We start from the raw sequence: 12986 nt of genomic DNA, 5'->3' as shown, positions 1-12986 counted from the left end.
TTCCTGCTCCGGCCTGACATCCAGAAGGTCCCGGTGGGAAACTGGCGGCATGCGGATCACCATCCTCCAAGGCGATATCACTACCCGCAGCGTTGACGCGATCGTGAACGCGGCCGACTCTTCGCTCCTGGGTGGCGGCGGCGTGGACGGGGCCATCCATCGCGCGGCCGGGCCGGAACTGCTCGCAGCCTGCAGCGAACTCCGCGAAACGGTCCTGCCGCACGGACTGGCGCCGGGGGCCGCCGTCGCCACTCCCGGATTCCGGCTCCCGGCGCGCTGGGTCATCCACACCGTAGGTCCCAACCGGCACGCCGGGCAGACCAACCCGGCACTGCTGGTCTCCTGCTTCAGCGAAAGCCTGCGGCTGGCGGATTCGCTGGGCGCCGCTTCCATTTCACTACCCGCGGTGGGCGGGGGAGTGTACGGCTGGCACGGGCGCCAGGTGGCGGAGGCCGCGTACGACGCCGTCACGGGGTTTGGTGCCTCGCATCCGGCCAGCGCGCTGGAGTTGGTGGAAATGGTGCTGTTCGGCCCCGACATGGAGCAGGCCTTCAGGACGGTGTTTGATCAGCCTGGTGCGTGATCAGCGCGGTGTTTGAGCAGCTTCGCTGAGGTGCAGTCCGCTGCGGTACTCCACCGGCTTTTTGCTGATGGGGTCCACAAAACGGATGCCGCGGGCCAGAAGCTGCAGCGGCTTGGAATAGTCGTCCGGGGCCTTGTCCAGCAGATCCGGATAGAACGCGTCATTCACGATGCCCAGCCCCAGCGAGGCCATGTGCACCCTCAGCTGGTGCGTCTTTCCGGAGTGGGGCTCCAGCCGGTACCGCGCCAGGCGGGGCGTACTGCCCGTGCCCCGGGGTCGGGTACCGGCGTCGCCGGTGCCGGCGGCACCCACGGAAGCGCCGCCGTCGAACGTTTCCAGCCGTTCAATCCGGGTCTCCGCGTTCGGCTCGCCCTCGATGACTTCGGCCAGCAGGTAGCTGCGGGATTTGGTCATCCGGTTCCGGACCACCACGGGGAAGTCGACTGCGGGGTGTCCGGGGGCAGACTCCGCAGCGGACACGCACTCGTATTCCTTCTGCACCTGCCGCTTCTCGAAGAGCACCTGGTAATTTCCGCGGGTTTCCGGGTTAGTGGACAGCAGCAGCACGCCGGCGGTCATCCGGTCCAGGCGGTGCATGGGGATCAGGTCCGGGAGTTTGAGTTGGTTCCGGAGCCGGACCAGGGCCGATTCCTGGATGTAGGTGCCGCCGGGGGTGGTGGGCAGGAAGTGCGGCTTGTCCACTACGAGGAGGTGGTCGTCCTGGTGCAGGATGCTGATTTCCACCGGGATCCGGGTCTCCGGCGGCAATGAGCGGTAGTACCAAATGAAAGTGTGGTCCTCGAGCCTGGTGGCCCGGTCCAGGGCGACGCCGCCCTCGCCCACGATCTCGCCGGCGTCGAACCTGTCCTCGATGCCCTGCGGATCGATGTGGCCCCAGCGGTGCATCATGTAGTCCATGGCGGTGGTCCACGGTCCCTCGTCCGGGAGGCGCAGGCGGGTGGCGTTGACGCCGTCGCGCACGGGGAGGGGGGATTGCATCACCGGTCCATTCTACTTTGCCGGCTCCTGCGGCTCCGCCCCGCGCCCGGGTCTGTTGCGCGCGCCCGTTTAGACGGCTCCCTGCCCACTCGATGTCCAGCGCCAGCTGGTCTGCAGGGAACCGTCGTATCGGAGCGCCAGTCGCCGGGCGGACACGTCGCCGGAACGCAGCCCATTGACCGACGGAAAAAAAGTTCTTGACAATATAAGTTGTCGGTTGGCATGATGGACACATGTTGGACATCGAAGTGATCGAGGACCCGGCCGCGGCGGAAGCGTCGCTGGACCCGATCCGGACGCGCATCCTCCAGGAGCTCTCCGAGCCGGGGTCGGCCACGCAGCTTGCCGCCAAGGTGGGCCTGCCGCGGCAGAAGGTCAACTACCACCTCAAGGCCCTCGAGCGGCACGGGCTGGTGCAACTCGTGGAGGAGCGGCGCAAGGGAAACGTCACCGAGCGTGTCCTCCAGGCAACGGCGGCCTCGTACCTGATTTCCCCTGTGGCCCTCGCGTCCGTGGCGCCGGATCCGCACCGGTTCTCGGACCGCTTCTCGGCCTTCTGGCTGCTGGCGCTCGCCGGTCGAATGGTTCAGGAGGTGGGCAAGCTGATCGCCGGTGCCGCAGCGGCCAAGCAGAAGCTGGCCACATTCGCGATCGACGGCGAAATCACCTTCCGCAGCGCAGCAGACAGGGCCGCGTTTGCCGAGGAGCTCGGCGTTGCCGTGACCCGCCTGGTGGACAAATACCACGACGGCGGTGCGGCTGCCGGCCCGGGCGGCACTCCGGCAAGCGGCACTCCCGCGAGTGGCGCTTCGGCAAGCGGCACTCCGGCGAGCGGCGGGCGGAAGCACCGGCTCGTCGTCGCCCTTCATCCCGTTCTCAAAACCCCCATCAAACCCCTTTCAGTGAAGGAGCAGCACAATGACTGACAACCGTGAATTTGAGATCGTCTACGACACCGAACTGCCCGGCACGCCCGAGCGCGTCTGGGAAGCCGTGACCAACGGAACGCCGGCGTGGATGTTCCCCACGGACCAGTGGCCGGACGTCAAGACCGTGCAGGAGTGTCCAGCCCATCTCGTCTCCCGGATGGACGGTCCCGACGGCTGGTTCAACCAGCTGGAACACGTCCTGGCACCCCTCGACGGCGGCCGCGCCCGGCTGCACTACGTCCACAGCGGGATATTCGCCGACAACTGGGACGAACAGTACGACGGCGCCAGCAAGCACACCGAGTTCTACCTGCACACCCTGGCCCAGTACCTGCAGCATTTCGACGGCAAGCCGGTGGTGTTCACGGACATCCAGTCACCCGCGGCATCGCAGACCCCGGACGGTTTTGAACGCCTGAAGAAGGCGCTGGGCGTGGACTCCGCCGCGCAGGGTTCGTCTGTTGAGTTGGAGCTCGACGGCGTGGGGCGGCTGTCCGGGGAAGTGGACTTCTCCAACGAGCACTTCCTGGGCCTGCGGACCTCGGCTGCGATGTACCGGTTCTTCGGCCGCAATGCCTTTGGTGCTCCGGTGGGCATGACGGTCCACGATTTCAGCGGCACGGGGGACTCTTCGGCGACCGCGGACGCCTGGGGAGGCTTCCTCGAAAGGGTCTACGCATAGAGGTTCGTGGGGCTGGCTGCGTTCTCGACTCGCAAAACACTAATCGACCCGCACAATACCTGACGCGGTGGAAATTTCGCCCGCACCAGGTATTTTGCGTGTCACGGGCGGATTTGCGCCTCGAAATGTCTGCGCAGGGGATGTGTAGCGGCCTCAGGCGGCCCAGCCGCGGGCGACGGCGTCCAGGGCAGAGCTGTAAACCGCGGCCCAGTCCGCGTCCGGTGGGCCAACCTGCGCCAGCTCCAGGCTCACCAGGCCGTGGACCTGGCCCCAGATTGCGACGGCGACCATTTCCGCGGGCGCCTGCAGAACAGTGCCCGCGGACTGGGCGGAAGCCACTGTTTCAATCAGGGGCACCATGGCATCGGCCGCAACGTCCGGGCTGGGCTGGCAATCGACGTAGGCGGCCAGCGCGCCACCGAACATTAGCCGGTAGAGCGCTCGATGTTCCAGCGCCCAGGTGCGGTAGGCCACGCCAAGTTCCCGAAGGCCGCCCGGGGCTGCGGCCATCTGTGAGTCGCGGAATGACCGGAACCCGTCGTCCACGACGGCGGTCAGCAGCTGGGATTTTCCACCGAAAAGCGAGTAGACGGCCGTGGTGGACGTTCGGGCTGCCGCTGCCACATCCCGCAGGTTCACACGCGCCGGGCCGTCGCGGTCCACCAGGTCAGCGGTGACGGCCAGCAGGTCCTGCCTGAGGGAATCGTTATGCACTACGGGTCTTGCCATGGGGCCCATTGTTTCATAACCTTGTTTCGTAACAGTGTTATGAAACAAAGTTATGAAACTGGCAACCTGAGGAGTTCCCATGGCGCAGAAGGTTTTTCCCGGCCGCTACACCGCTGACCCGGGCCGCGAATCAGTGACGGTCTTCCTGATCGGCATGCGGGCGAACCGTTGGTGGAAGGTCGGGACCGTCGGCAAGGTGGCTGCCGCCATGCCGCGGATGCTCCAGCACCTGGCCGTCGATCCCGACGCAGGAATGCTCGGATTTGAGCAGTGGTTCGGGCGCACCACCATCCTGCTCAGCTACTGGGAGAGCCCCGAGCACCTGCGGAAGTTCGCCGCGGACCGGGAGTCCCCACACCTGAAACCGTGGCGTCGATTCATGAAGGAACTCTCCGGGACTGGCGACGTCGGTGTCTGGCATGAGACGTACCAGGTACCTGCAGCCGGGATCGAGGTTGTCTACAACGGGATGCCGGAGTTCGGGCTGGCCAAGGCGACGGCGCATGTCCCGGTCGGGGCCGGGACCAATACGGCCAAGCAGCGGATGGGCCGGACCGCCGGGCGGGGCGCCGGCACCGCCTGATCCCGAAAGCCCATGCGCGTCACGCGATGGCCAGGGCAGGCGCGTCCTTCAGGGTCCGGCGTAGCTGCGGGGCGGCGTCGAGCCTGTCCTGGGCCGACCGCAGTGCGAGGACAGCGGTTTTGAGTTGGTCCGGCGGCAGAGTGAAGGGCACCCGGAGGTAGCGTTCGAAGGCGCCGCCGATGCCGAACCGCGGACCAGCAGCCAGCCGGATGCCAAAATCCGGAGCGATGACCGTCAGCGCAGTGCTTACCGGTGCGGGCAGCCTGCACCAGACGGACAGGCCGCCCGCAGGGTGTCCTGTTTCCCATTCCGGGAGGTGTTCGGCAAGGAGCTCCTGAAGTGCGGCGCGGTTGTCCCGGAGGGCGCTGATCCGTGCGGGGAGCGGCTCGTCGAGGGCGCGGACCAGGTGGGCTGCCGCCAGCTGTTCCATAAGCGGTCCGCCCAGATCGAGGGATGTCCGGGCCGCCGCGAACCGTTGGATCATGGCTCCGGAGGCGCGGATCCAGCCCGTCCGAAGGCCGGCCCAGTGGGATTTGCTGAGCGATCCGATGGTGACCACGGCGGGACTGAAGGCTGCCACCGGACTGGTTTCGGCGCCGTCGAGGTTCAGCTCGCGGAGGGTCTCATCCACCACTAGGACCGTCCCGGCCGCCACTGCCGCCCGGACCAGCTGGCGCCGCTGGACATCAGGCATCAGTTGTCCCGTGGGGTTGTGGAAGTCCGGCACCACGTACGCCATCCTGGGACGCTGCTGTGTCATGGCGGCCTGCAGTGCGTGCATGTCCCAAGCCAAAGGGTGCGGACCGCCGTCGGCCCTGTTCGTGTTGGCGTCGCGGGCTGTGGTGAATGCCACCGGGATGGGCCGGCAACCGGCCGAGCGGATGGCGTCGAGGGCGTTCGGGTAGCTGGGGTGTTCCACCAGCACCTTGTCCTGCCGCCCCGCGACGGCTCGGATGATGATGTTCAGGGCGTGCTGGGCGCCCGATGTCACCAGGATCTGTTCGGCAGTGGTCGGCACGCCGGCCGCCGTATAGCGTGCCGCCACCGCCTCGCGCAGGGGGAACAGGCCTATGGCGTCGTAGCCGAAGCCCGGCAGGAGCGCGGGAAGTTCGGTGAGGGCGGCCGCGAACGCGCGGTGTACCACCTCGCCGCTGGCCGGCAGCGATGCGTAGGCGAGGTCGATCAGCCCCTCCGGTGCCGCGAGCCCGGGAGATGTTGTTCCGGGCGTCCGCCCCGCGGTTGCAAGGACCGGGCCCGTGAGCGCAGTGGTACCCAACGGCGTCAGGCGCGGAATCCGGGTCCGGCCCCGGCTGCCTTGCCCGCTGCTGAGGAAGCCCTGCCCGCGGAGGTGTCCGTAGGCAGCCGTTACGGTGGTGCGGCTGACACCCAGCGCCTCGGAAAGTGCCCGCTCGCTGGGCAGTGCCGTGTCCAGGGCGACCCGGCCGTCCAAGACCAGGAGACGGACGACGTCGGCCAGCTCGCGGTAGGCGGGCGCGACGCCGAGGTTCCACTCGCCCAGGAGACGGGCCAGCGCGGACGAGTTCAGTGATGGGGACATGAGGCCAGTATCTCAGACTGGCTATGTAATTAAATGCCAGTTCTCTGGCAGGGTTGTCGTTATGTTGACCCGCAGACTCCTCCAGCTCTTTATCGGCCTCGCCATGTACGGCATCTCCCTGGCCATGTTCATCCGTGCCGGACTCGGACTGGATCCGTGGGATGTGTTCCATCAGGGAGTGGCCGGGAGGACCGGGCTGAGCATCGGCGTGGTGGTCATCATTGTGAGTTTCCTGGTGCTGCTGCTCTGGATTCCGCTCCGGCAGTGGCCAGGGTTCGGCACGCTCTGCAACGCCGTACTGGTGGGCGTCTTCGCAGACATCGGGCTTGCACTGATCCCGGCATTCTCGCATCTGGGCGGCCAGATCGGCATGCTTGCGGGTGCCGTGCTGCTGAACGGCATCGCGTCCGCGTGCTACATCGGCGCACGGTTCGGTCCGGGTGCCAGGGACGGGCTGATGACCGGGCTGGCTAGGCGCACCGGCTGGTCCGTGCGGGTCTCGCGCACCCTAATCGAAGTTGTCGTGTTGGGAGTGGGCTGGCTGCTGGGCGGCTCCGTGGGCGTGGGCACGGTGGTTTACGCCCTAGCCATCGGGCCGCTGGTGCAGCTGCTGCTCCCGCGGTTTATGGTGCCCGCTGCGCTTCCGTCCGAACCTGCCGTCCTTGAACCGGGCGCTGCCGACTCAGATGGTGCAGAACCGGGCGCTGCCGACTCAGATGGTGCAGAACTGGGCGGTGCCGACTTGGACGGTGCCGACTCAGATGGTGCCGACCTGGACGGTGAGGACTCGGACGCTGGGGAGCCGGTCGCCGTCGAACCCGGAGCCAGGATTTCCTAGGACCTCCCGGGACACGACTCCTAGGGCAGGACCGGCTGGCACTGCGGGCAGAAGTAGATGTCCCGTTCCTCTTCGCCATTGGGTTTGCCCAACACGCCGCGGCGGATGGGGGTCCGGCATTTCAGGCACGGCTGGTGTTCCCGCCGGTACACCCAATAACCCGGACGTCCAGCCATCCGCCCTACGGGCATGCCTCGCGGATCAAGGATGGTGACTCGGCGTCCCGGGCCCAGGTTGGCTTCGAGCAGCTGCTTGGCATCCGTCATCATGGTCCGGAGATCGGGGACGGCTGAGACGGGACTCGCCGGGTGCACACCGGACAGGAAGCAGGCCTCGCAGCGGTAGATGTTGCCGATGCCCGCCAGGTTGCGCTGGTCCAGCAGGGCGACGCCGATGGGTACGTCGGGTGCCGCGCGGATCCGCTGCTCGGCCTCGGCCAGGTCCCAGTCCGGACCAAGCAGGTCCGGGCCCAAGTGGCCCACGATGGTGTCCTCGTCCGCGGTGCGAACCACCTCCACGATGCCCAGGGAAAATCCGACGGCGTCGGCTGCTGCCGTGCGGAGGACGCACCGGGCGGTGAATCCTGGCTTCCGCCAGCGTCCGCCAGGTGGATAGACCTGCCAGGTCCCTTCCATTTTCAGGTGCGAGTGGATAGTGAGTTTCCGCTCCTCCGGTCCCACCACGCGCATCAGGAGGTGCTTGCCTCGAGGGACCACCTCCGCCACGGTCCAGCCGGCCAGGTTGAGCGTGGCGAATCTTGGCACGCGGAAGTCCGACGCCGTGAGCGTCTGCCCCGCCAAGGCCTCGTGCAGCTGGCGGGCGGCCCGCCAGACGGAGTCACCCTCAGGCACGGATCCGCAATCCCTTAGGTGTGGAGTAGGCCCCGGCGGCGGCGAGAGCCGCTGCGACCGGTGTGTCCAGGATGCCGTGGCCGTTGACTTTCTCCATGATCAGCTTGTCCACCGCGCCCCGGGTGACCACACCCACCAAAGCCGCGCCGGCGGCGGACAGCACGGCTGCGTCCTCGCTGAAGGCCAGCAGCGTTTTACCGCCCCGTTCCACGTAAAGGACCAGGGCGCCGTCCACCATAACCACCAGTGCGCCGGCTTTCCGCCCAGGCCGGTGCCCAGTCCCTGCTTCTACGTTGAGTGCCGGCCACGGCAGCGCCGCGCCATAGGGGTTGGCGGGATCCGTGGCTGCAAGGGCCAGTGCCATTGGCTCGGGCTTGGCGAGCTGGGTGTCCTCGGAATAGGAGCGCAGCCGGTCCACGGTTGCGGGAACAGCAAACTGTGCGGCCCCAAGGTGCTCTATAAAGTACCCGCGGCGGCAGCGTCCAGCCTCTTCCAGCCGGGCCAGGACCTTGTACATCAGGCCGAACCCGCCGAGGATCTGCTCCGCCATGACGGATCCCCGGGTCACTACGCCATAACGGTCCAGCAACAGTTCAGCCGTTACGCGGGCGTGGATGGTGGCGTCGAGCTCGGGCGAGGGCAGGGCAGACCAACGCCCCGCGGCCATTGGCGGGGTTGCCGCCGTGCCCGACAACGAGCCGTACCGTCCGCCGCCCAGCGCAGGGGAGCCCAATCCAGGGGAACCCACCCCGGGCGAGCCCAGCAGGCCGGTACCGTGTGAGCGGCCCAGCCTGCTCAGCCTGGGGGCACGGGCGCGCGGCGAACGGGCCACTTGGCGGTGCGCCGTGTGGCCGCCGGCGATAAGGGCGCGGACCGGGGCGAACGTGTCGCCGGTGATGCGGCCCGCCCACGCCAGATCCCATAGCGCTGACACCACTTCCTGGTCGCTGAGCACCGAGTCCATGCCCCCGGCCACGTCCTTCAGCTGGCGGAAGAAATAACCGCCGCCGTTGTTCCTCAGATGCTCAAGCAGGCGCTGCTGCGCGTCCCCGGGTTCATATTCGATGGCGGGATTCAGTGTCAGTTCGGCGGAATCGGCCAAGTGGAGGCTGACCCAGCCGTCGTTTCCAGGCAGTGATCCGGCCCCGGACCAGAGGAGCTCGCCAGCGGCCATAAGCTCGTCCAGCATGGCGGGCTGGTAGTTGGAAACCCTGCTGGCCAGGACCAGTGGCTCCCACGCCGAAGCAGGTACCGGCACGCCGGAAAGCTGGTCGATCGCGGTGACAATACCGTCCAGCCCCCGCAGGGACGGCTGCCCGCGCCCGGCCCCGGGCGTTCGGACGTGCTGCCAGGCCGGCAGGAAACGCCCATACGCGGCGCCGTCCACCGGTTCCACTTCGGCGCGCAATGCTGCGAGCGAACGACGTCGGAGCTTCCGGAGCACTTCGGCGTCGCACCATTCGCTGGTGGTTGGGGCGGGAAGGTGCGTCTGCGTGGATTCCGCCGACAGTGCCTGAGCTGTTTCGGCATCCTCAACTGCGGCTTCGTCCGATGGCCCGCCGCTGGCCGCTTGCTCCGGCGGGGCGGCGTGCGGCCGGAACTCGCCTTCCACCACCCGGCCGTCCGCGGCGAGCCGTTTCAGTGCGGTGCTGACCACGGCGACGCCAAGCCCCAGGCGTGCCGCGGCTTCCGCCGAGGTGAAAGGCCCGTGTGTGCGGGCGTACCGGGAGACGAGGTCACCCAGGGGGTCTGCCACCGGTTCGATGAAGGCCAGGGGAACGCCCATGGGCAGCGGAACACCGATGGCATCACGGAGCCGCGCGGCATCCTCGACGGCGGCGTAGCGCTCGGCCCCGCCGATATTCACTTTGATGGCCCGGTTGGCCCGCAGGAGTGCGGCCAGGTGCGTCGTGGCCAGCGGGGTATCGGCATGCGTGGTTTCGGCGGGTTCAACCGCAGGGTCCTCCACCGGGGTTTCGACAGGCTCAACCACCGGCGCTGCCTCAACCAGCGGGTCGGGCTCCGCCACCGGGGTTTCGACAGGCTCAACTACCGGTTCCAGGCGGGCCGCGACTTCTGCCGGGGTCAGCGGACCCAGTAACCTGAGCAGGTCGGCAACGCCTTCCATGCCGCGGGCCCGGCGGTCCGGCGCGAGGCGCTGGAGTTCAAGCTCGGTGGCGTCGATGACCTTCGCGTCGAGCAGTTCGCGGAGTTCAACCCTGCCGAGCAGCTCGTTCAGGAGCGTCGAATCCAGGGCCAGGGCTGCGGCCCGGCGCTCGGCCAGGGGCGAGTCCCCTTCGTACAGGAACTGGGCCACGTAGCCGAACAGCAGTGACTTGGCGAACGGCGACGGCTGCTGCGTGGTGGTCTGCACGATCCTGAGTTCGCGGCGTTCCACCGAGGCCGCGATGTCCTTCAACGCTGGAAGGTCGTACACGTCCTGAAGGCATTCGCGGACAGTCTCCAGCACGATGGGAAACGTAGGATACTTCCGCGCGACATCAAGCAGTTGCGCGGACCGCTGGCGCTGCTGCCACAGCGGCTGCCGCTTGCCGGGGGTTTGGCGGGGCAGCAGCAGGGCACGCGCGGCACACTCCCGGAAACGGGAGGCGAAGAGCGCACTGCCTCCCACCTCGGCGGTGACAATCTGCTCCAGCTCATCGGGATCAAACAGGAAAAGTTCGGCGCCGGGAGGCTCGTCTTCCATCATCGGGACCCGCAGCACGATGCCGTCGTCCGCCGCCATGGCCGACCCGTCCATGCCATACCGTTGGTGCAGGCGCTGCCCGACGGCGAGTGCCCAAGGGGCGTGCACCGGCATCCCGAACGGGCTGTGCAGGATCACCCGCCAGTCGCCCAGCTCGTCGTGGAAGCGCTCCACCACCAGCGTGGTGTCGCAGGGGACCACCTCGGTGGCGAGCTTCTGTTCACTGAGGTACTGGATGAGGTTGTTCGCGGCGAATTCGTCCAGCCCGCTGGCTTTGCAGCGTTCGGTGGCAGGGCCGACGTCGGACGCGGACAGTTCACGCACGAAGGCGCCCAGCGCACGGCCCAGGTCAACGGGCCGTCCCAGCGAGTCCCCCTTCCAGAAGGGGAGTTTGCCCGGCTGGCCGAAGGCGGGAGAAACCAGGACGCGGTCATGGGTGATGTCCTCGATCTTCCAGCTGGTGGCGCCCAGCGCAAAAATGTCACCCACCCGGGACTCGTAGACCATCTCCTCGTCGAGCTCGCCCACGCGCCGGCCGCCCTTCGCAGGGGACGCGGCGGGTTTGCCGTCCGCTCCCGGCGCACCGGAGCCTTCCACCTCGGTGCCGATGATGTAGACGCCGAAGAGGCCGCGGTCCGGAATGGTGCCGCCGGAAGTTACAGCCAGCCGTTGGGCCCCGGGCCTGCCTTCGATGGTGCCGGCGTTCCGGTCCCAGATGATCCGGGGCCGCAGTTCGGCGAATTCATCGGACGGGTACCGGCCGGCCAGCAGGTCAAGGGTTGCCTCGTAGGCGGACCGGGGGAGGGACGCGAACGGGGCGGACCGCCGGACAGTGGCGAACCAGTCCTCTACATCGATGCTGCCCAGGGCGGTGGCCGCGACGGTCTGCTGGGCCAGGATGTCCAGCGGATTGGCCGGGACAAAGAGCCGCTCGATCTTCCCTTCGAGCATCCGCTCCACGGTGATGGCCGTGTGCACCAGGTCTGCGCGGTGCTTGGGAAACAGCACGCCCTGCGAAATTTCGCCCACCTGGTGGCCGGCACGGCCCACCCGTTGAAGCCCGCTGGCCACCGACGGCGGCGATTCCACCTGCACCACGAGGTCCACGGCGCCCATGTCGATTCCCAGTTCCAGGGACGAAGTGGCCACCACGCAGCGCAGCCGGCCGGACTTGAGGTCGTCCTCGATCAGGGCCCGCTGGTCCTTGGATACGGAACCGTGGTGGGCGCGGGCCAGCAAAGGATCGGCTCCCGCCGTGCTGCCGGCCTGCGCCATCATGTGGGCCGGAGTGGCGGTGGACGCAGGAGTCGAGGCAGGTGTGAACGCAGGCGTGAAGGCAGGACTGAGTGCAGGGGCGGCGGGCGGAAACCCGGAGTCTGCGGCACCTGCGTCAGGCGGGTCCCAGCCACCGCCCACGGCGATCAGCTGCCGTTCGGCGTAGATCTCGTTAAGGCGGGCGGTGAGCCGCTCGGCAAGCCGGCGCGAGTTGGCGAAAACAATGGTGGACTGGTTGGCCAGCACCAGGTCCACGATCTTCTCCTCCACATGGGGCCAGATCGATGCCTGGGGCTGCAGGCCTGACGCGGGACCGGAGTCGAAGGCGCCCGCGGCACCCTGGAGATCTGACATGTCCTCCACAGGCACGGAGACGGTCAGGTCCCAGTTTTTCCGCGACGGCGGGGCCACGATTTCCACCGGTGCGGAACCGGCCAGGAACTGGGCCACCAGCTCGCGCGGCTCCACGGTTGCGGAGAGCCCGATCCGCTGGGCGGGCTTGGGCAGCAGCGCATCCAGCCGTTCCAGGGAGACCGCCAGATGCGCGCCACGCTTGGTTCCGGCGACGGCATGGACCTCGTCAACGATGATGGTGTCCACCTCGGTGAGGGTCTCGCGCGCCTTGGACGTGAGCATCAGGAACAGTGATTCCGGGGTGGTGATGAGGATGTCCGGTGGGTTGGTGAGCAGCGCGCGACGGTCCGCCGTCGTGGTGTCACCGGACCTGACCCCCACTGTGATCAGCGGGGCGGGAAGTCCAAGCCGCTTGGCCGTCTGGGTGATCCCGATCAGGGGCGAGCGGAGGTTGCGTTCCACGTCCACGCCGAGGGCTTTCAGCGGCGAGATGTACAGGACGCGGGTCTTTCGTTTGGGCGGGCGGGGGCGCCTTCCTTTAGCCGGCTTAGCCCCCTTGGCCGGAGCAGCCTCGAGTCCAGGCAGTTCCGGATCGGGGGCCGGCGCCGAGACGAGCAGCCTGTCCAGCGCCCAGAGGAATGCCGCGAGCGTCTTGCCCGACCCGGTAGGTGCCACCACCAGCGCGTGCGAGCCGGACGAGATGGCGTTCCAGGCGCCGGTCTGGGCCGGGGTAGGCTCCGCAAAGGCGCCCAGGAACCACTCCCGCGTGGGCCGGCTAAAACGGCCCATGGGAGTGCCCGGAACGGCGTCCGGCTCCGCTCCCGGCGGTTGTTGCTCCTGCATTCCTCCATCATGCCCTAACCCACTGACAGGATTGCTGGCGCCGCTGGAAGCGTGG

General features: G+C 67.8%; 9 protein-coding genes and 1 pseudogene. 5 read left to right on the top strand and 5 right to left on the bottom strand.

Translation table 11 applies throughout. The features are described 5' to 3' along the window. Nucleotides 1-49: 49 nt before the first annotated feature. Complete coding sequence (locus ACZY0Q_RS14035; RefSeq protein WP_463917753.1) at nucleotides 50-583, top strand: O-acetyl-ADP-ribose deacetylase; 534 nt, start codon at nucleotides 50-52, stop codon at nucleotides 581-583. On the opposite strand, the gene ACZY0Q_RS14030 is transcribed toward ACZY0Q_RS14035, so the two are convergent. After that, nucleotides 584-1582, bottom strand: a complete 999-nt coding sequence (locus tag ACZY0Q_RS14030; protein WP_463917752.1) for an RluA family pseudouridine synthase — start codon at nucleotides 1580-1582, stop codon at nucleotides 584-586. Nucleotides 1583-1815: 233 nt separating this feature from the next. Between ACZY0Q_RS14030 and ACZY0Q_RS14025 the strand changes: the two genes are divergently transcribed. Together ACZY0Q_RS14025 and ACZY0Q_RS14020 are read left to right on the top strand one after the other, a co-directional pair. Then, a complete protein-coding gene (locus tag ACZY0Q_RS14025; protein ID WP_463917751.1) occupies nucleotides 1816-2508 on the top strand; it encodes a helix-turn-helix domain-containing protein in 693 nt (230 codons plus the stop codon). Next, nucleotides 2501-3193, top strand: coding sequence for an SRPBCC family protein (locus ACZY0Q_RS14020; protein ID WP_463917749.1), 693 nt, complete (start codon nucleotides 2501-2503; stop codon nucleotides 3191-3193). The genes ACZY0Q_RS14025 and ACZY0Q_RS14020 overlap by 8 nt, the downstream gene beginning before the upstream one ends. A gap of 153 nt (nucleotides 3194-3346) precedes the next feature. Here ACZY0Q_RS14020 and ACZY0Q_RS14015 read toward each other — a convergent pair whose 3' ends face one another. Further along, nucleotides 3347-3922 (bottom strand): TetR-like C-terminal domain-containing protein, encoded by a 576-nt coding sequence (locus ACZY0Q_RS14015; protein WP_463917747.1) that lies wholly within the window; start codon nucleotides 3920-3922, stop codon nucleotides 3347-3349. Between the two features lie 79 nt (nucleotides 3923-4001). Between ACZY0Q_RS14015 and ACZY0Q_RS14010 the strand changes: the two genes are divergently transcribed. Then, nucleotides 4002-4505, top strand: a complete 504-nt coding sequence (locus ACZY0Q_RS14010) for a DUF4188 domain-containing protein (RefSeq protein WP_463917745.1) — start codon at nucleotides 4002-4004, stop codon at nucleotides 4503-4505. 19 nt (nucleotides 4506-4524) lie between these two features. Here ACZY0Q_RS14010 and yczR read toward each other — a convergent pair whose 3' ends face one another. Continuing rightward, nucleotides 4525-6063 (bottom strand): MocR-like transcription factor YczR, encoded by a 1539-nt coding sequence (yczR, locus tag ACZY0Q_RS14005; RefSeq protein WP_463917743.1) that lies wholly within the window; start codon nucleotides 6061-6063, stop codon nucleotides 4525-4527. Between the two features lie 61 nt (nucleotides 6064-6124). Between yczR and yczE the strand changes: the two are divergent. Beyond that, nucleotides 6125-6721 (top strand): annotated as a pseudogene (yczE, locus tag ACZY0Q_RS14000) (membrane protein YczE); the annotation flags it as partial. 200 nt (nucleotides 6722-6921) lie between these two features. On the opposite strand, the gene ACZY0Q_RS13995 reads toward yczE, so the two are convergent. Beyond that, nucleotides 6922-7752 (bottom strand): Fpg/Nei family DNA glycosylase, encoded by an 831-nt coding sequence (locus ACZY0Q_RS13995; RefSeq protein ID WP_463917741.1) that lies wholly within the window; start codon nucleotides 7750-7752, stop codon nucleotides 6922-6924. Then, nucleotides 7745-12931, bottom strand: coding sequence for an Lhr family helicase (locus ACZY0Q_RS13990; protein WP_463917739.1), 5187 nt, complete (start codon nucleotides 12929-12931; stop codon nucleotides 7745-7747). The genes ACZY0Q_RS13995 and ACZY0Q_RS13990 overlap by 8 nt, the downstream gene beginning before the upstream one ends. Nucleotides 12932-12986 lie beyond the last annotated feature (55 nt).

The sequence above is a fragment of the Pseudarthrobacter lactosi genome (genome assembly GCF_055412785.1).
Note: the sequence above shows the minus strand (reverse complement) of the source record. Positions and strands in the feature narration are given on the sequence as shown.